The sequence below is a fragment of the Nocardia transvalensis genome (genome assembly GCF_015477765.1).
Classification (GTDB): Bacteria; Actinomycetota; Actinomycetes; order Mycobacteriales; family Mycobacteriaceae; genus Nocardia; species Nocardia transvalensis_A.
Genome location: NZ_JADLQQ010000011.1, coordinates 1 through 17,678, shown reverse-complemented (window position 1 = coordinate 17,678; position 17,678 = coordinate 1). Strand labels below are relative to the sequence as shown.

Genomic DNA, 17,678 nt, shown 5'->3' with positions numbered 1-17,678 from the left:
TCTCAGATCAGCCCGGCCTTATAGGCGAACACCACAGCCTGCACCCTGTCCCGCAGGCCGAGCTTCGTCAGGATGCGTCCCACGTGCGTCTTGACCGTGGTCTCGGCCACGAACAACCTCTCCGCAATCTCCCCATTCGACAAGCCATCCGCCAGCATGGCCAAGACCTCGCGCTCGCGCGGCGTGAGTTCGCCGAGAATGCCGGGTACCGGCCGAGACGAGTCGTCCGGCTTGTGGACGAACCTCGCCAACAACCGCTTCGTAGTGCTGGGGGCAACGACCGCGTCACCGGAATGCACATAACGGATGGCCGACGTGATCTCGGCCAACGGTGCGTTCTTGAGGAGAAACCCGCTCGCACCGGCCTCGAGAGCCTGGTACGCATATTCGTCGAGGTCGAATGTGGTCAGGACGACCACCCGCGGGCCCCCGCTGCGACAGATCCGCCGGGTCGCCTCCACGCCGTCCATCGGCTCCATCCTGACGTCCATGAGAACGACATCGACCGTGAGGGTTTTCAATTGTTCCAAAGCGTCGAGGCCATCGCTGGCCTCACCGACGACTTCCATGTCCTGCTGGGAATCGAGGATCATGCGAAAACCGACCCGAATCAGCTCCTGATCATCGACCAGCAGCACCCGTATGGTCATGCTCCGTCTCCGATCGGCAACGTGGCGACGACCTCGAAACCGCCGGCCGCGCGGGGACCGGCTGACGCTGAACCGCCATAGGCGGAGACGCGCTCGTGTATGCCGATCAACCCGTACCCACTACCAGGGAGATCCCCTGCGCCCCTTCGCAATCCCTCGCCGTCGTCGCATACGCGGACCTCGAGTTCTCCGTCGTCGTACTTCAGGTCCACCCGCACTTGGGAAACGGTGGGACCGGCATGCTTTCGTGCGTTGGTGAGGGCCTCCTGAACGATCCGGTATGCCGCGAGATCGATGCCTGCGGGCAACTCCTTGATCATCCCCTGAACGCCGAGTTCGACAGGTAAACCGGCAGCGCGAGTCTCCTGGATCAATTTCTCCAGCTGCCTGACACCGGGTTGGGGAGCGTGCGAATCCTCGCTCCCGACACGGAGAACGCCCAACATGCGCCGCATCTCGTTCATGGCACCGCGCCCGGTCTCGGTGGCAGTCCGCAGAGCCTTCTCGGCACGGTCGGGATCGTTACGCAGACAGGCCGTAGCCCCCTCGGCCAGCACAACAACCACGTTCAGACTGTGCGACACAATGTCATGAATCTCCCTGGCGATCCGAGCCCGCTCCGCAGCAGCCGCCAACCGCGCCTCCCGCTCCCGCTCCCGCTCGAGCTGCGCCGCCCGCTCACGCAGACCCTCCACATACCTCCGCCGGATCCCCACCGCGCGCCCCCAAACCCACACGGAGACAGCCGGAACGATCACCATCATCGCCGTGAAGGCAACCGACGACGAGGGTCCGCTTCCCCATCTGACCGCCGCAAGTACAGTACCGAGCACAACCACGGCCGTCGCCACCACGGATCGCGTAGTGTCGCACCGCGAGGCGACGTTATATAGACCGAGGAGCAACATTGCGTTCACCGGTAGCGGGATGACGCCCACTCCCAACTGAATTCCGGAGACGACCGCCATGACTCCGAATGCTGCAAACGGAGCGTCTCGCCGGAAGACATATGGTACGCAGAGCCCGATGGCAATCAGGACGCCGACTGCAGGATGTAAATCGCGAGGTATATAGGCAATATCTACCGGGATGGTCAATAGGAAAGCTGCTGCCGCCACGGCGCTGTCGACAACACGAGGGTGCCTGCGCAGCCGAGAACTTGTTCCCCTGTTCATGACAGCCTTGCACCCGCCTCCCCTGGACCGTGCGCGCCCGTGCTGGGCTGCTCAGGTGATCATACTCCGCAGCCTCGTACCCGATTCGCGTCTCGCGGCTCGACGGAGCACTCTCAAGGCGACAACCGCTCCCAGCAGGCTCCACAACCCCAACACCACAACGGTTTCCACTGACCACCACGTCTGGCCGATTTCCGCTACTACCATCTCGTCTGGCAACATCGCCGATCTCATACCCAGGCCGAGCCAGTACAGCGGAAACGCCTGACCGACGATCTGCATCCATAGCGGTTGCAACCCCAGTGGGTAGAACACTCCGGAAACCGATGTCAGCCCCATGAGGAACAGAGAAACGAAGCTCAGCTGCCGTGGATTCGGAAGGATCGATCCTAGTACCGCACCGAAGGGCAAGGTCGCTGCCAGTCCCAAGGGCACAATCCAGATGAACCGAAGCAGTTCCATGGGGTTGGTCATGTGCAACCCATCGAAAAGCGCCGCCGCTACGATCAACACCGCGAACAACGTAGTCAGCGCCATCGCCGCCTGACAGGTCACTTTTCCGACAAGGTATCCCAGCACGCCGTTCGGGGTGGCCTTGGCCCGCAATAGAGTCCCGTCCTCGCGTTCGAGCAAGAGACCTGTGGCTAGTCCCATCAAACCAGTGAAGAGGACGTTCATCGCCAGAATCCCCGGTATCGCGTATGCGCCGATGGAGAAGCGTGTTCCCGAAATAACGGAATCTCGCACGATGTACATCACCACCAGTGCCAAGGTAGGAAAGAATATGTAATTGAACACCATGGGGAGATTCTGTCGAAGCTCGATTCGGCCTCGCGAAAATCCCGCCTGCACTGCAACTATCCGCTCATGCATCAGCGGGTATCTCCCGGAACCAGTTCGTCGCGACGGATGTTCCTCGCGGACTCGAAGTCCCCCACCATACCCAGGTACGTGTCTTCCAGACTGGCCGAGCGGACCTCGAGCGCCGAAACCGATGCTCCGTGTCGGTTCAGAAGTTTCTTGACAAAGTCTGTAGTGTCGACCACGTCGTAGCTGTGCTGTTCGCCATTCAGTGTGAACCGGATATTTGCCTTCTTCGGGAACTTCACTGACAACTCCCGTGCGGAACCGTAAGCCACGATCCGACCCGATATCAATATGGCGATCTTTTGCGCAAGTTTTTCGGCTTCCTGGAGATCATGGGTGGTCAGAACGATGCTGGTTCCGTCGTTCCGGGACAATTTTTGTATTAGAGTATGAAAGTCTAGGCGGGCCTGTGGGTCGAATCCCATGGTGGGCTCGTCGAGAAACAACAACTCGGGATTTCCTACCAGTCCGATAGCGACATCGAGTCGCCGGCGCTGCCCGCCGGACAGTTTCGAGATGACCTTCGAAGCCTGTTCGGTAAGGCCAACTCGAGCTAGAAGCATATCCGTGTCATACGGCCGCTTCCGGTCTGCGCCGGCGTATGGCTCGTAAAAGCGGCCGATATTCTCGAGCAGGTCGCGCACCCGCCACCGCCGGTGATCTCCCCACGACTGCAGGACGATACCGATACGGGCTCGCCAGTGCTCGCCGCCGTCGTCCGGGTCCATCCCCAGCACCCTGACCTGTCCCGCCGAGCGCCTGCGAAATCCGGCCAGGATCTCAATCATGGTCGTCTTGCCGGCACCATTGGGACCCAACAAAGCCAGAACCTCGCCTGGCTCGACACGTAGATCCACACCTTTGAGCACGTCTGTCGAACCGTATCGCATCCACAATCCACTGGTTTCCAGGGCGGGTGTGCTATGAATCATGGTTTTCGTCTCTTCTGATCGGCGCCAGCGCGCTGTGGGGCGTAACGTGCCCACCCCACAGCGCGCCCGGAATCACCCTTCGTTGGAGTGGTCCTCGAAGGGAAGGATCTGCTCCTGGTGCGGGCCTATGAATTCGCCGGTCTCCTGGTGGAAGTCACCGAGCTCGACGATGGCCGGAGCCTCGTAGGTCTTGGTCATTGGTTCACCTCCTTGTGTTTGTCTCGGCGTTGTGTGGGGCTTCTAGTTATGGTCGGCAATGGGATTCCAGCCCTCGGCCACGCCGCCGATCCCGTAACCGGTCTCGGCGTGGAACTCGCCCAACTCGACGATGGCCGGAGTCTCGTAGATCTTCGTCATCACTCTCACCTCCCTTCTTTGTTCGAAATCGTCTTCGGTCTGGCGGGTATGGAGAAGAACTTCCGAAAATCGGTGCTGCGCATCGGTTCGTCGACAATTTCGCCGTCTGCTTCGACCCAGGCGTGAGCGGTAAAGGGCGGGGCGGCGAGTACCCCAACGCACCAGGTGGGCCAGATTCCTCTGGTCCGGCACAGCAGCACGATCGTTAATGACCTGACCAGGCATGCCGACTGTCCCCGACAACGCGCGCTCGCCGTCAGCACCACGTCGCGCGCCCGTTTCGATTCGCTGTAGGTGGCCGGGCGCGCACCGGTCGACAGCTGCGCGAGCAGAGATCGTAGGCGTGCAGGAGGCATCCTGCTCAGAATTCGAGATAGCGTCACGAAGAAGTGTATCTGCGCCCTGACGGGCAGGCTCACCTTCGTCGGGGTATCGGGCAGTATGACGCTCATATCAGCCCCACCTTTTGCAGCTGGTCGTACAGTACGGTCACATCCACCTGTGCGGTTGCCGCATCGACGTTGTATTCTGCTACCAGCTTCGAAACAGCGCTCTCATGATTGCCGCCTTGCTGGAATATGGTCAGGACAAGTGTCGCGGTTTCGTTCAGATGCCAGTACTTCCCCTTCTTCTCGTCGAGTACCACGTCGCCGTACTCTGTGCTTGCTCGGGAGAATCGGGTCGCACCCGTCTGATCGTTCTGTTTCATTGCTCTCCTTCGGCGGAACTGCGGACGTGGTGTCAGGCTGGAGAAAGAACTAGGTTCTCCGAGTTTCGCAGAAATATCGCGGCATCGATGGTTTCGTGAATATGATCCGAAGGAGTCGATTTCGAATCCGGCTTCGTGGCTTCGGAGAGGCGCTTCATATCAATCAGGCCCGATGCGGAGAGACCGGATTCCTCGCACAATGCCATGAGGCTGTCGTAGTGTGCGGCGTAGCCGCGGACGGATTGTGGTGCACCGCCGACTTTGCTGGTACGTCGCAAAAAATCATCCGGCAGCAGGTCTTTCATGGCCGCCTTCATCAATGGCTTCCACTCCAGCGGTGAATCGCGTTCTTCACGGCGAACTGCCAACGCGATTTCGACCACGTGGTCGTCGACGAGGGGAGCCTCGTAGGCAACGCCGAGGGGATGACCTATCTGACCGGTACTGCGAATGAGCCTGCCCGCGTCTCGGAGGGTGAAGACATCGAGGTGTCCCGCAAGGTCGGCAGCCAGAGGTTCTGCGCGATCGGCGATGTCGCGCAATTTCCGCACCACCGCCGCACGTGCCTCATCGGTCAGCCACGGCGGAAGTCCGAGTGGTGCCGACCAGTCGTTGGTGCGAGGTGCTCTCGGTGGTTGGACTCCATTGATCGAGTTGTGCAACGTATCGCGGAACCATTGGCTATACGAACGGCGATCCAACAGTCGTGACAAGGTCGTGAGCGGTCCGACTCCGCCGGGTACGTCTTCCGCCCGGGCCCTGCGCCAAGCCAGCAGAGGGCGGCTGCGCATCAGGGTGTGTTCCCAGCCTCGGAGCCCACGCAGGAGGTGGTCACCGCCCAGACCGTTGATATGAGTCCTTATTCCGCGAGCGCCATCGTCTGTGAGCAGCTGTTGAATCCTGGGACCCGCAGTGGCTGCCCGAGTTGGCTCGTCGAAGCGAACCCGCACATTGGCAAGCCCTTCGTAGAAGTCGGGCATTTCGTCGGTCGAGAACGTGATGTGCGTATGAACACCGGGCATACTCTTCAACGCGCGCAGTGCCCAGTCGAGATCTTCACGTCCGCCCGGATCGTCGTTGTACAGGGTTCTGGCGAGTACTCCGCCTGGCTCCTGCGCGGCGAAAAAGCACAATGGGGTGGAGTCCAACCCGCCGGACAAATCGCACGCCATCGGTTCTCCGGCAATCACTCGCGAGCGGACTGCCTGCTGTATCGCGTGGCGGAGACCCTCGGCGCCTTCGGCTCGCGACATTGTCTGTTCCGGGCGATGCCACCACCTACGACGGCTTACGCTGACGCCGTCGCGCTGGATAGTGACATAGTCCCCGCCGGCGACCGACTCGACCTGTCGCCACAATGGGATTTCCCCGCACGGATAGGGGAGTGCCCTGACCAGCCGCAGCGCCAGTGTGGCGGCGTCGATGCCGAACCCGCCCAGCTCCGCGAGTACATCGGCGCGGTCGGCGGCTATGCAGACGCCATTGATGCTTGCGTAGAAGATTTTGCGAGTCTCCATGGCGGGGCCGGCCGCATAGACGATTCCATCGGCAGAGCCGAGTACGCAATAGCTCCCCGGGATCCGGCGAGAGACCGCGGCCAGATCTCCGGGTGTCCTGACTGATTTACCAACTTGTTCGAGATCGGACGACGTCGCCGATGTTGCACCCGCCAGCGCTATATGGAGATTACCGCGATTGTGCGTTACCAACCGGCCGGTGTTGGTTCGCGCGAGAAGCCATGGGCGCCCGGAGGAGTGGGAGAGGGTGATGTCGACAGCGCCGGCTAATTGCGCTGCCACTGGTGCCGCTCTTTCACTATCCGGCAATACAACCAAGAATGATCCGCTTTGCCCCACGCGAGAGATGTTATCGGCCTGTGGACGGGATCATAAGGACATAGCGGGCTACCCGAAGTGCTGCCAGCGGAACGAATTACGGCGAAAGTGCCGGGTCAAATGCGCGGGGAGGATGCCCGGTCCGGACAAGATTCCGGCCGAATTCATTGTCCGGGCCGGACGCCGCTAGCTGATATCGAGACGATCCAAGATGCGGGCAGCTCCTACGGTGACAACTACGGTGAGAACCACCGCGACAGCCACGACGGTCGCGACGCCACCGATGGTCACGACTCCGCTGTCGGCGAAGGTGCCGGTGCCCATTTGAGTGGCCCGGGTGACCACGGCGTAGGGCACCACCAGTACCGCGTCGAGGCGCGCCGTGAGCAGCAGGACCGACGTGGCTGCTCCTGGTAGCACCACGGCGACAGGAGCGGCGAAAGAGCGCATGAGCATCGACAATCCGGACTGGAGGGCCGCCACCGGTAGGCAAGCCAGCATGATGACGATGCTGATGACGAAATATCGTGCCGGAAGCATTCCGGGCAGGTCGAAGACGAGCTTTCCCGCCGCTACGACTGTCGCCAGCAGTACCACTTGCATCGCCGCCGCCAACATGGCTACGACGGTCACTTTGCCGATCACCACGTGCATGCTCGAGACCGGACCGCTCATCAGCGAATTCCAGTTGCCGCCGCGATGTTCGACCCGCCACACGAGTGAGGCCATCACCGCGATTCCGATGGACAGCGGGAACAATCCGTAGAAGACCGCGGCCCGCAGCCACAGGGTGTGCCAGCCATCCTCGAGCTGTCGGCCGGACACGACGGTATTCACTACGCCCGTGATGACGGCGAGCAGCGGCAGCAGCATCACCACGGCCCAACTCAGGGATCGCTTCAGCTTGAGCAACTCTGCTCGAATGGAACCCATGGGATCAGGCCTCCTGGCGGTCGAACCGGCGGGTGATGATCGTGAATACAACGGCTCCGGCGAGTCCGAGAGCGACCACGCTGAGGTGGGCCGGGGTCAATGAGACGAGGCCGCCGTCGCGGTAATCGACGGGCGCGGCGAGTGAGTAGTAGCCCCAAGGCGAAAGGTGCGCCAGCCATGGGGGCGCTCCGGAGCTGACCACGGCCAGAAACACGCCCACCACCCCGATACCCATTGCGACCAACTGGTTTTCGAGCCATGCCGACAGCAGCAGATGGAGGGCCAGCAATACGAGGTTCACCACCACGATCGAGGCGGTGTAGCCGAGCCACTGCCCGGCGGGAAATGCCGCGGTGATACCAGCCAGCCTGCCGATGGCGACCATCAGGCAACTTGCTACCAGAGTGGCCGCCACGAGCACGGCACCGGTAGCCACGAACTTGACTCGACACAGATATCCAGGGGTGAGACCGGAGGTGTGGGACCACAACCATCCGTTGCCCTGGTGCTCGATATCCACCTGCCGGCTGGCCAGCACGGCCAGCAGAATGGGCGTGGCCAGCGGCACGGCGAATGTCATACCGACCAGCAGCCGGTGCCAGGGCAGCCCGGAAGGATCTCTCACCGAGTCGGCGAAATCCGCTGAGGTCAGTTCGATGCTGGACAGCCCTACGACTCCGACCACCAGCACGATCGCGATCGGCACCACATGCAGGTGACGCATCTTGGCGAATTCGTTCGCCACGGCACGGCCGATCACAGTCCCTGCCCCCGGGTCAGGTCCATGAACACATCTTCGAGTGACTGTGACTCGCGGCGAACGCCGTAGACATCCAGGCCTTCGTGAACGAGGAGAGACACCACACCGGCGGTCGCAATATGGTCTAGTCCGGACAGGCGCACGACGGCGCCGCCTACGCGTGTCGGATGCCGGGGAGCCGTGAGGGTGGCTGCGCGCTCCGGATCGGACGTTTCGATCAGGACATCGGGCGTGGATCGAGTGAGCAGCTCATTTCGCGTGCCCTGGAACAGCAATCGACCGTTGGCAAGAATGCCGAGCATGTCCGCCGTGCGGTCGACCTCATCGAGTAGATGGCTGGAGACCATTACCGTGAGCCCGTTGTCGGCCAGTCGTCGGAGCAGACCTCGAATTTCTTCGATACCGGCAGGATCGAGACCGTTGGTCGGCTCGTCGAGTATGAGCAGTCGCGGCTCGCGCGCCAGCGCCATCGCGATGCCCAGCCGCTGCTTCATGCCCAGCGAGTAATTGCGTACCCGCTTGTCGAGATGGTCCTGCAGGCGCATCGTGCAGACCGCCCGTTCGACCTGAGCGCCGTCGAGACCCAACTGCCGCTGCACCAGACGCATGTTCTCGCGGCCGGTGAGGTGCCCGTACCCGGGCGGTGCTTCGATGAGTGATCCGATGTCGCCCAATAGATCACGACGCGTCGCGCGCTGCATCGGGCGCCCGGCGATGAAAATCTCGCCTGCTGCGGGCTTGATCAACGACAACAGCATTTTCATGGTCGTCGACTTTCCCGAACCATTGGGTCCCAGGAAGCCGTAGACGGAGCCTTCCGGTACACGCAGATTCAGGCCGTCGACGGCTGTCTTGTCACCGTATGTCTTGGTCAGGTTGTGGGTGGCGATCATCTCGGCCATGCATCGATCCTGCGAGATTCACCGTCGCCGGTCGTCCTCCCGACGAACGACAACCCAGGTCGTACGCGCTGTCGGGTTCTGGGCGTGGCTTAGGGTTCCGGTATGACTGCGATCAACGTGGCTGTGGTCGATGATCAGCCGTTGGTTGCCTCGGCGTTCGAGTTGTTGCTGGCCGAGGAGCCGGATATTCGGGTGCTTCCGGGTGGGCGGAACGGGCGAGATGCGGTGGAGGTGTGCCGGGTTCATCCGGTCGATGTGCTGTTGCTCGATATCCGGATGCCGGGGATGGACGGTGTGGCCACGACCGAGCGGATCACCCGGGCCGGGCCGCGGCCCCGGGTGATCGTGCTGACCACCTTCAATGTGGATTCCTATGTCGTGGACGCGGTGGCCGCCGGGGCGGCCGGGTTTCTGCTGAAGGATTGTGAGCCGGGGGAGTTGGTGGCGGCGATTCGGGCCGTGCATGCCGGGGGTGCGGTCATCTCGCCCACTGCGACAACGCATTTGTTCGACGCGTATCGGCAGGGGCGGACGACCGAGGTGCCGTCACCGCAGGGCGGCCGGGCCCCGCAGGCGCTGGCCCGGTTGAGCCCGCGGGAGATGGATGTGCTCGGGCTGATCGGCGTCGGGCGGACCAACGCCGAAGTGGCCGAACAACTCTGCATCGCCGAGACCACGGTGAAGACGCACGTGCGTAATCTGCTCACCAAACTCGAGTGCCGCGATCGGGTGGCGCTGGTCGTGTTCGCTCATGCGGCGGGACTGGTTCGGTAGCTCTGAGCCGGTATCGGCAGTTGCGCTTGCAGCCGCACGCCCTTGTCCGTCGCGACGACGTCGAGGGTGCCGCCCACCGAGGACATGCGTTCCCGCAGGCCGGTCAGTCCGCTGCCGCGGTCGAAATGGTGTGGCACCGTCCCCTCGTTCTCGACCACGATGCGGCAGAGCCCGCCTTCCTCGCGCACCGTCACCGTCATATGTGACTGGGGGCCACCATGTTTGATGACATTCGTCACCCCCTCCCGTACGACCCGAAGCACGGCCAGCCGTGTGGGGGCGGGCCAGTGGCGCTGCCAGCCGGTCAGCGTGTCGTCGGAGGGTAGGTTGTCGACGACGGTGATTCCTGCCGCGCGAGCCCGGCGGACCGTGTCTCGCAAGTCGGTGAACGAGTCGGCGGAGGTGGCGGGCTCGTGGCCGTCGCGCAGTAGTCCGACGAGATGACGGATATCGCCGAGTGCCTCCTTGGATATCTCGGCCACGGTGCGCAGCACGTCGGCCGTCGATTCACCGCGACGCTCGGCCACCACCAGCCCGGCGCCGGCCTGAGCCCGCACCGCCGCCAGCGTGTGGCCGAGGACATCGTGCAATTCGGCCGCGATCAATGCGCGTTCGTTCGCCCGTGCCGCCGCGAGAGCGCGCTCATGGGCCTTCCGCACCGCGCGGCGTCGGCTCGCCCACAGGTAGGCGGCCGCCAGCACGAGAATGTGGTACTTGATCGACCACGAGAACGACTCCGCGCGGGTGGCAGGGCTGCCGAAGCTGCCGACGATTCCCACGATGAACGCGATCGGACCCCACCACCATGAGCGTGCGTATTCCGTGACCGCCATCAGAGAGATCGGCGCGAACAGCAGGATTGGCTGGATACTCAGGTAGACCGAGGACAGCGCGGTTGTCAGCGCCATACCGGCGAATAGGGCATAGGTGCCGAGAAAGGCGGGGACAACCCAGATCCGCCGCACGAAAACCAGCAGCGCCACGCCCGTGGACAGCACCGCGAAACTCGTATAGGACAGCCGCTGGCCGTCCGATTCGGCGATCGCGAGAAGCCATGCGAGGCAGGCGAACAGCAGTGCCACGATGCCCAGAATGCGGTCGGTCCACGGTGCGCGCCGGAGCAGAGTCGGCATCGCGTCACCCGATCCGGACGCCGTCGGACCAGACCTGAATGCTGCCGCCGCGGTTGCTCGCGCTGACGACGCAGACGACATCGTCACTCGGCAGTTCGCTCGTATCGGCGAGGGAGAGGGTCGGTGTGGTCGCGCCGGGTATCGGCGTCAGCACGGGGATCACGTCGGCGAAGTATTTGCGGGTTGCCCATTCGAAACTCACCTCCGACGGCTGTCCGCCGTGCTCGGAATCCCATGCGGGCGCCTCGCAGTGCAGCGATCGATCGTCACGGGTGACCGCGGGGCGGTTCGCAGGATACGGCTCGCGGTCGGGGAGTGGTCCGTAAATCCAATCTCGGAACGCGGTGGGATCGGCCAGTGCCAGCGGTGCGGGCTCGCCGCATTGTTTGTCGGCGGTCTCGCCGCCGAAACTGAACAGCCCCACCAGCCGTGGTTCACCGTCGGTGTAGGACACCATGGGGCTACCGCTGTCTCGCCAGCACCCGGTCACCGGCGAGTCGGAGAAATCTTGCGCGCACACCACCGAATTCTCGTCGACGGTCGCGGGCGTGGCCGCAGCGCAGTCCGAATGCGAGATCACCTGCAGGTCACCGCCGTGCAGCACGTCGCTGCGATATTCGGGATCGTCGAAGGCGACTTCCTTACCGGTATTTCCGTGTGCGTAAAAAGTCACGGGCTGGCCCGGTTCCGGCCGGTGGTCCGCGATCGGCAGCACCGCAACGTTGTCGACGGGTGCGTCGAGGACGATGACGGCGAGATCGTCCCGCGCACTGCCGTTCTCAGCACTGCCCGGCGTCGCCGGAGTCGGCAGTATCTCGTAGCCTGGCAGCGCCGAAATCCCCCGTACCCCCCGAACGATCCCCGGGTCTCGAGACAGCAGCCGCGCATTGATATGCACCCGCAGCAGACTGGGATCCATCTGGTCGACGCAGTGCGCGGCCGTGACAACCCGATCGGGCGCCACTAGCGCACCTCCACACGTGGCGGTCAGAAACAACTCGTCATCCCCCAGCGGCGCAAGGGTGGCTACCCAGGGCGCGACAGCAGGATCGTTTACCGGACTCCCGTTCGTCATGGCCTGCGCGTTCCCACCCGACACGACCGTCCCAACAGCTAGCGCCGCAACGAAAAACAGCCTCCCCCTGAACTTTCCAATTCTCATGCCAGCAGTGTGGCCCGCAGACCACCCCACCCACTTCCTTCGACCGAACGAAATCCCAGCCCTCCCTCCTCCCACGGGAGTAGTCGCCGGTTCAGTCCCGTCCCCTCCGCCGCCGCCTGTCCAACTCGGCCTTGATCAGATTGCGAGCCGCCTCACCGTGAACCGCTTGTTCGGTCAGTACAGCGAACATTCGCTCATAGAGTGCGATTTCGCGCGGTTGAGTGATCGACAGCTCGGCGCTCACGGTCTCTACATCAACCAGCCGGTTGTCATAAACAACGAATCCGTTGATGGCAGGAGCCTCGTAGGTTGCCCGCTCGGGAACAACTCCGAGCAGCACGCGCGGCAGTGACATGACGGTGAGGAGTCGATCGAGTTGTCCGACCATGACCGAGTCGTCCTTGGCCGTTGTCCGTAGCACCTGTTCGGCGATCAGGAATGAAAAACGATGGTCTCCTTGGTAGAGCACCTTCTGACGTTCGATTCGAGCTGCTACGCCTTCGTCCAGATCGTTCGGGACCCCGTAGAATCCGATCACCTTGGCGAGGATCCATTCGATGTATTCCGGAGTCTGGAGAAGTCCGGGTACTACGTATGGCTCGTACCAGCGAATCAGCTTGGTCTCGCCCTCCGTTTTCACCAACATACGCTGGCGCCGACGGGTGCCGGTACCGAGAACCCGCCGGAACTCCATGTATGCGGCCTCGATGTTCCGCAGCGAGGCGATCAGATCCGGCAGTTGGTCAAGGCTTTCGGTGTGCCTGCACCATATCCGAAGATCAGCCTCCGAAGGCGTCTGCTTGCCATATTCGATCTTGCTGGTTTTCGACTCATGCCACCCAGCGAGTTCCGCCAGTTTGCGTCCGGTCAATCCGGCATCGCGGCGAAGCTCTCGAAGCCGTGCCCCGAGAGCTTCCCGTGCTTCGTGTATCGCGCGAGTCACTGTGTACGGTGTGCCGTGTATTCGGCATAGGGAATAGCAGCCTTCCACACGTAATCGCGAACCTCCCGGCAGTACGCCACAATTCGCGGGTCATTCGTGACCGCGCCGCCTCCCAGCCGACCGTCCGGCTCGAACGCTGTGAATGCTACCGTTCTGTCGTCCAGGAGCCACCAATCATCAGTGGTCAGTCGATTCGGGTCGACTCGATCTCGTGGGATGTACCGGATCTCCTCTCCAGCCGCAATGTTCTGCCGTGATACTTCCAGTAACCACTGGGTGTAGTCGGTGTGCGGGACGGTCACCACCCGAGCACGGCGCATCGTCGCACCGTGCATCGTCATGTCGGAGACAAGATCCAGCCAGCTACGTAGCCATCCATAATCTTCGTCCCGTCCTCCTTCCAGCCAATTGCGAAACGGTTCGATTCCCTCGGAAGTGCCGTATTCGTCCTGCAGCTCCAGATGAAACGCTTCGCGTCGGCAGTCGTGGATCACCTTGTCGAGTGCGTCACTCCGCAACAACTGCACCGTAGAACGTCCTCTCCATCTTCGGTACCTCCACACCGGCCTCGTGCGCCGGTAGACCCATCTGCGCCAACGCTGCCGGGTCGGTAACCGGCTCGCCGCTCACGGTGAACGTACCGCGCCCCGTATCAGTCAATGCCGATCCGATGAACATATCCGGCGGGACTAAACCGAGTAGCAGATGGGGGATTTCGACTGTGCCGGAGACGTCGGTCCGCCACCCCCGCACTACGTACGTATCTCGGCCGGTCTCGTACAGCGCGGGGCACCCGTTCGACGGTGAGCCACCTTCACCCAAGAGCCGCAACCACATGATCATTCCTTCCGATAGATGTGCGTGAGCATTCGTCACACATCTCTCATGATGGCGCCCTTAACGTGGTATTTGGGCAGAACAACGCCCAACTCGCAAGCTCGCGCAAACCTCTGGATCCTTGTCTGGTCTGCCTTCTACCGTCATAGGTGGCGCTCGGGATCGGTCGAAGCTCCCCGAAGGGCCGGTTCGGGTTCGATGCACACCCACGCCACCCTGTCCTTCGGTCAGACCGCATGGCTCCCGATCCCGAGCTGCTCACCACCTACGGAGAGGGGTCGAGATATGTGCAGGTATGCAAGGCTTTTCGCGTTCGACGGCGGGGTTCTCGAATTGGACGCCGACGAATCCGATGCCGAGGATGAACGAGGCGTGTACCTCGAGCTCTTCGGTCACAGTGGTGACGCGGACGCGCAGACGGACCGCCCGACCACCGCGGCGGCATCATGAGTCTGTTCGGTTGGCCTGTCGGCTTGTTCATCGTGATCGGTATCCCGCTGGCCGTCTTCGCAATAGCGACGTTCTGGCCTCAGCGCATACCGAGACGCAGATCGGTGAGGGCAATCCGGGAGCGGATGGAGCGGGAAGGGGCCAGGAAGGATTGAGAGCCGCCGACACATCCGCCGACACATACGACGAACCCGCTTCCGGCGCAGCGGAAGCGGGTTCGAAGGAAGGGATTCAGCGGCCGTCGATGTCCGCGTAGTTGCGTTCGCCGTAGCCGGTGTAGATCTGGCGGGGGCGGCCGATCTTGAGGGGTTCGCGGTGCAGTTCGCGCCAGTGGGCGATCCAGCCGGGGAGGCGGCCCATGGCGAACAGGACGGTGAACATGCGGGTCGGGAAGCCCATGGCGCGGTAGATGACGCCGGTGTAGAAGTCGACGTTCGGGTAGAGGCGGCGCTCGATGAAGTAGTCGTCGGACAGGGCGACCTCTTCGAGCTGCTTGGCGATGTCGAGTAGCGGGTCCTCCACGCCGAGCTTGCCGAGGATCTGGTCGGCGGTCTTCTTGACGATGGTGGCGCGGGGGTCGTAGTTGCGGTAGACGCGGTGACCGAAGCCCATCAGCTTCACCCCGTCTTCCTTGTTCTTGACCTTGCGGATGAACTCCTTGACATCGCTGCCGGACTCCTTGATGCCGTCGAGCATCTCCAGCACGGCCTGGTTGGCGCCGCCGTGCAGCGGGCCCCACAGGGCGTTGATGCCGCCGGACACCGAGGTGAACAGGTTGGCGTCCGACGAGCCGACCAGGCGCACGGTCGAGGTGGAGCAGTTCTGCTCGTGGTCGGCGTGCAGGATCAGCAGCATGTCCAGGGCGGCCGCGACCTCGGGGTCGACCTCGTAGGGTTCGGCCGGGAAGCCGAAGGTCATCCGCAGGAAGTTCTCCACCAGCGACAGCGAGTTGTCCGGGTAGAGGAACGGCTGGCCGACCGACTTCTTGTAGGAGTAGGCCGCGATGGTCGGTAGCTTGGCCAGCAGCCGGATGGTGGACAGTTCGACCTGCTCCGGGTCGCGCGGGTCCAACGAGTCCTGGTAGTAGGCGGACAGGGCGTTCACGGCGGACGACAGCACCGGCATCGGGTGGGCGTTGCGCGGGAACCCGTCGAAGAAGCGCTTGAGGTCCTCGTGCAGCAGGGTGTGGCGGCGGATGCGGTTGGTGAAGTCGTCGAGCTGCTGCTGGGTCGGCAGCTCGCCGTAGATCAGCAGGTAGCTGACCTCGATGAAGGTCGACTTGGCGGCCAACTGCTCGATCGGATAGCCGCGGTAGCGCAGGATGCCGGCCTCGCCGTCGATATAGGTGATCGCCGACTTGGTGGGGGCGGTGTTCGTGAAACCCGGGTCGTAGGTGACGTATCCGGTGCTGGCCAGCAGCTTGCCCAGTTCGATCCCGTCGTTACCCTCGGCGGCCTTGGCGATCGTCATGGCGTACTCGCCGCCAGGGTAGGACAGTACCGGCTTGGCGTCGTCGTCGACGTTGATGATGTTCTCAGCGGGCACGGAAGGATCCCTCTCAGGCTAGAACCATAGGCATCGAGCGCGGTCGGCGTCCGATGCGCCTGCTGTCAACGCTAGCCGCTGGCTGGCCGGGCCGATGAGTGAGGGTCTGTCTTACCTACCTCACAGTCACCTGCGTACGAGGTGAGCGCGATGGGGTCTGCGTGGTATTAGCGCCGCGACCGTCAAGACACCGGAATCTGGGCGTGAACCCGCGGTACCCGGTAGCGCACGAACGCCGGGAACACGGCCGCGGCGATCACGACTCCGATCACCACGAGCACGCCACCGCCCGCCGATGCCACAGCTGTACCCAGGGCCGCGGCGGCGAAACCGTGGGCAACATCACCGATGCGCGGGCCGCCCGCCACGACCACGATGAATACGCCCTGCAGCCGGCCGCGCATCTCGTCGGTCGCCACCTGCTGCAGCATGGTGGTCCGCAGGGCGGCGGAGAACATGTCCACCGCGCCGCCGAAGGCCAGACATCCGAGCGCGATCCACAGGCCCGCGCCCAGGCCCAGCTGATGGCCGGTGACGCCGACGGCCAGTCCGAATCCGACCATCGCGAGGCCCCACAGCACGATGCAGATCACGACCGCCCGGCCCTGCCGTCGCACGTGGCTCAGCCAGCCCGAGCAGATGCCGCCGACCACCGCGCCCGCCGAGATCGCGGCGAACAGCAGGCCGAGCGCGCGGCCACCGCCCATCGGGTCGCCGAAGGTCTCGTGGGCGATCTGCGGGAACAGGGCGCGCGGCATGCCGAACACCATCGCGATGATGTCGACGGCGAACGAGGCCAGCAGGATGCGCTGGGTGGCCAGATAGGCGAAACCCTCGACGACCGTGCGCAATCCGGCGCGGCGGGCCGCACCCGTGGGCGGGACCGGCGGCAGCCGCCACAGCGCCCACAGCGTGGTCAGCAGGGCGACGGCGTCCAGGAGATACAGCGTGGACAGACCGGCGACCGGGATCAGCGTTCCGGCCAGGACCGGTCCCGCGATGGCGCCGAACTGCATGACCGTGGAATTGAGCGAGTTCGCGGCCGGAAGCAGGTGGCCGGGCAGCAGCCGGGGAATGATGGCGCTGCGGGTGGGCTGGTTGACGGCGAAGAACGCCTGCTGAATCGCGAACAGCGCGAACACGATCCACACGTTGTTCACTCCCGCCGCGGCCTGCGCCCAGAACGCCAGGGCGGTCAGGCCGGTGCCGGAACTGGTGATCAGCAGCAGCTTGCGCCGATCCATCACATCGGCCAGCGCACCACCCCACAGGCCGAACACCACCAGCGGCACCAGCCCGAACAGCCCGGCCAGCCCCACATATCCGGAACTGCGGGTGATCTCGAAGATCTGCTGCGGGACGGCGACCACCGACAATTGCGCACCGACAACGGTGACGATGTTCGTCGTCCAGAGCCTCCGGAATTCCGTATGACGCAGCGGAGCAACGTCCGCAAGCAGCCTCACCGGCCGAAGGGGATAGGGAGAGGATCGGGCATAGCCGTCAATTGTCGACAGATCATCCCATGACTACAACCCTTGACGCGGCCCTGGGGGGCCGCGTCAAGGGATGTGGGGCCGCCGGAGCCAAGGGATGTGGGGCCGCCGGAGCCAAGGGATGTGGGGCCGCCGGAGCCAAGGGATGTGGGGCCGCCGGAGCCAAGGGATGTGGGGCCGCCGGAGCCAAGGGATGTGGGGCCGCCGGAGCCAAGGGA

General features: G+C 63.4%; 21 protein-coding genes. 2 read left to right on the top strand and 19 right to left on the bottom strand.

The annotated features are described in order from the left end of the window. Positions 1-2: 2 nt before the first annotated feature. The 12 genes from IU452_RS28980 to IU452_RS28925 all read right to left on the bottom strand — a co-directional run bounded on the left by IU452_RS28980 (position 3) and on the right by IU452_RS28925 (position 9,120). Positions 3-650, bottom strand: a complete 648-nt coding sequence (locus tag IU452_RS28980) for a response regulator transcription factor (protein WP_195112384.1) — start codon at positions 648-650, stop codon at positions 3-5. Next, a complete protein-coding gene (locus tag IU452_RS28975; RefSeq protein WP_195112383.1) occupies positions 647-1,618 on the bottom strand; it encodes a sensor histidine kinase in 972 nt (323 codons plus the stop codon). The genes IU452_RS28980 and IU452_RS28975 overlap by 4 nt, the downstream gene beginning before the upstream one ends. A gap of 258 nt (positions 1,619-1,876) precedes the next feature. Next, positions 1,877-2,626, bottom strand: coding sequence for an ABC transporter permease (locus IU452_RS28970; RefSeq protein WP_228818960.1), 750 nt, complete (start codon positions 2,624-2,626; stop codon positions 1,877-1,879). A 71-nt stretch (positions 2,627-2,697) separates the two neighbouring features. Further along, positions 2,698-3,582, bottom strand: a complete 885-nt coding sequence (locus IU452_RS28965; RefSeq protein WP_228818959.1) for an ABC transporter ATP-binding protein — start codon at positions 3,580-3,582, stop codon at positions 2,698-2,700. Positions 3,583-3,696: 114 nt separating this feature from the next. Next, positions 3,697-3,822 carry a keywimysin-related RiPP gene (locus IU452_RS28960; RefSeq protein WP_195112380.1) on the bottom strand — a complete coding sequence of 42 codons (126 nt, stop codon included), beginning with the start codon at positions 3,820-3,822 and terminating at the stop codon, positions 3,697-3,699. Positions 3,823-3,864: 42 nt separating this feature from the next. Next, positions 3,865-3,981, bottom strand: coding sequence for a keywimysin-related RiPP (locus IU452_RS28955; protein ID WP_195112379.1), 117 nt, complete (start codon positions 3,979-3,981; stop codon positions 3,865-3,867). 5 nt (positions 3,982-3,986) lie between these two features. Next, the gene (locus IU452_RS28950) at positions 3,987-4,433 is read right to left on the bottom strand and encodes a lasso peptide biosynthesis B2 protein (RefSeq protein ID WP_195112378.1); all 447 of its coding nucleotides are present in this window, start codon (positions 4,431-4,433) and stop codon (positions 3,987-3,989) included. Continuing rightward, positions 4,430-4,690, bottom strand: a complete 261-nt coding sequence (locus tag IU452_RS28945) for a lasso peptide biosynthesis PqqD family chaperone (RefSeq protein ID WP_195112377.1) — start codon at positions 4,688-4,690, stop codon at positions 4,430-4,432. The genes IU452_RS28950 and IU452_RS28945 overlap by 4 nt, the downstream gene beginning before the upstream one ends. Before the next feature lie 32 nt (positions 4,691-4,722). Then, the gene (locus IU452_RS38535; RefSeq protein ID WP_195112376.1) at positions 4,723-6,489 is read right to left on the bottom strand and encodes an asparagine synthase-related protein; all 1,767 of its coding nucleotides are present in this window, start codon (positions 6,487-6,489) and stop codon (positions 4,723-4,725) included. Positions 6,490-6,711: 222 nt separating this feature from the next. Then, on the bottom strand, positions 6,712-7,458 hold the full coding sequence (locus IU452_RS28935; RefSeq protein WP_195112375.1) for an ABC transporter permease: 747 nt from the start codon (positions 7,456-7,458) through the stop codon (positions 6,712-6,714). Between the two features lie 4 nt (positions 7,459-7,462). Continuing rightward, entirely contained in the window at positions 7,463-8,218 is a 756-nt protein-coding gene (locus tag IU452_RS28930) for an ABC transporter permease (RefSeq protein ID WP_195112374.1), read from the bottom strand. Next, positions 8,215-9,120 (bottom strand): ABC transporter ATP-binding protein, encoded by a 906-nt coding sequence (locus IU452_RS28925; protein WP_195112373.1) that lies wholly within the window; start codon positions 9,118-9,120, stop codon positions 8,215-8,217. Before IU452_RS28925 ends, IU452_RS28930 begins: the two co-directional genes overlap by 4 nt. Positions 9,121-9,222: 102 nt before the next feature. On the opposite strand from IU452_RS28925, the gene IU452_RS28920 reads away from it, so the two are divergent. Beyond that, positions 9,223-9,894, top strand: coding sequence for a response regulator (locus IU452_RS28920; protein WP_195112372.1), 672 nt, complete (start codon positions 9,223-9,225; stop codon positions 9,892-9,894). On the opposite strand, the gene IU452_RS28915 is transcribed toward IU452_RS28920, so the two are convergent. From IU452_RS28915 to IU452_RS28885, 7 genes are all read right to left on the bottom strand, one after another. Beyond that, positions 9,870-11,027, bottom strand: coding sequence for a sensor histidine kinase (locus tag IU452_RS28915; RefSeq protein ID WP_195112371.1), 1,158 nt, complete (start codon positions 11,025-11,027; stop codon positions 9,870-9,872). The genes IU452_RS28920 and IU452_RS28915 overlap by 25 nt on opposite strands. A 4-nt stretch (positions 11,028-11,031) precedes the next feature. Next, a complete protein-coding gene (locus IU452_RS28910) occupies positions 11,032-12,102 on the bottom strand; it encodes a S1 family peptidase (RefSeq protein ID WP_228818958.1) in 1,071 nt (356 codons plus the stop codon). A 178-nt stretch (positions 12,103-12,280) separates the two neighbouring features. Further along, positions 12,281-13,132, bottom strand: coding sequence for a helix-turn-helix domain-containing protein (locus tag IU452_RS28905; RefSeq protein WP_195112369.1), 852 nt, complete (start codon positions 13,130-13,132; stop codon positions 12,281-12,283). After that, entirely contained in the window at positions 13,129-13,659 is a 531-nt protein-coding gene (locus tag IU452_RS28900; protein WP_195112368.1) for a DUF6879 family protein, read from the bottom strand. Before IU452_RS28900 ends, IU452_RS28905 begins: the two co-directional genes overlap by 4 nt. Continuing rightward, the gene (locus IU452_RS28895; RefSeq protein ID WP_195112367.1) at positions 13,640-13,969 is read right to left on the bottom strand and encodes a hypothetical protein; all 330 of its coding nucleotides are present in this window, start codon (positions 13,967-13,969) and stop codon (positions 13,640-13,642) included. The genes IU452_RS28900 and IU452_RS28895 overlap by 20 nt, the downstream gene beginning before the upstream one ends. 681 nt (positions 13,970-14,650) lie before the next feature. Then, positions 14,651-15,964, bottom strand: a complete 1,314-nt coding sequence (locus tag IU452_RS28890) for a citrate synthase (protein ID WP_195112366.1) — start codon at positions 15,962-15,964, stop codon at positions 14,651-14,653. A 182-nt stretch (positions 15,965-16,146) separates the two neighbouring features. Then, a complete protein-coding gene (locus IU452_RS28885; RefSeq protein ID WP_195112365.1) occupies positions 16,147-17,430 on the bottom strand; it encodes an MFS transporter in 1,284 nt (427 codons plus the stop codon). A 59-nt stretch (positions 17,431-17,489) separates the two neighbouring features. Between IU452_RS28885 and IU452_RS38530 the strand changes: the two genes are divergently transcribed. Further along, positions 17,490-17,678: hypothetical protein (locus IU452_RS38530; RefSeq protein ID WP_228818956.1), on the top strand; the 189-nt coding region annotated here is incomplete at its 3' end.

Coding starts and splice junctions, on each gene's coding strand:
- IU452_RS28965 (WP_228818959.1), bottom strand. CDS start 3,582: ATGCGATACGGTTCGACAGACGTGCTCAAAGGTGTGGATCTACGTGTC.
- IU452_RS28925 (WP_195112373.1), bottom strand. CDS start 9,120: ATGGCCGAGATGATCGCCACCCACAACCTGACCAAGACATACGGTGAC.
- IU452_RS28945 (WP_195112377.1), bottom strand. CDS start 4,690: ATGAAACAGAACGATCAGACGGGTGCGACCCGATTCTCCCGAGCAAGC.
- IU452_RS28955 (WP_195112379.1), bottom strand. CDS start 3,981: ATGACGAAGATCTACGAGACTCCGGCCATCGTCGAGTTGGGCGAGTTC.
- IU452_RS28980 (WP_195112384.1), bottom strand. CDS start 650: ATGACCATACGGGTGCTGCTGGTCGATGATCAGGAGCTGATTCGGGTC.
- IU452_RS28950 (WP_195112378.1), bottom strand. CDS start 4,433: ATGAGCGTCATACTGCCCGATACCCCGACGAAGGTGAGCCTGCCCGTC.
- IU452_RS28910 (WP_228818958.1), bottom strand. CDS start 12,102: ATGACGAACGGGAGTCCGGTAAACGATCCTGCTGTCGCGCCCTGGGTA.
- IU452_RS28895 (WP_195112367.1), bottom strand. CDS start 13,969: ATGTGGTTGCGGCTCTTGGGTGAAGGTGGCTCACCGTCGAACGGGTGC.
- IU452_RS28970 (WP_228818960.1), bottom strand. CDS start 2,626: ATGGTGTTCAATTACATATTCTTTCCTACCTTGGCACTGGTGGTGATG.
- IU452_RS28960 (WP_195112380.1), bottom strand. CDS start 3,822: ATGACCAAGACCTACGAGGCTCCGGCCATCGTCGAGCTCGGTGACTTC.
- IU452_RS28915 (WP_195112371.1), bottom strand. CDS start 11,027: ATGCCGACTCTGCTCCGGCGCGCACCGTGGACCGACCGCATTCTGGGC.
- IU452_RS28975 (WP_195112383.1), bottom strand. CDS start 1,618: ATGGCGGTCGTCTCCGGAATTCAGTTGGGAGTGGGCGTCATCCCGCTA.
- IU452_RS28920 (WP_195112372.1), top strand. CDS start 9,223: ATGACTGCGATCAACGTGGCTGTGGTCGATGATCAGCCGTTGGTTGCC.
- IU452_RS28935 (WP_195112375.1), bottom strand. CDS start 7,458: ATGGGTTCCATTCGAGCAGAGTTGCTCAAGCTGAAGCGATCCCTGAGT.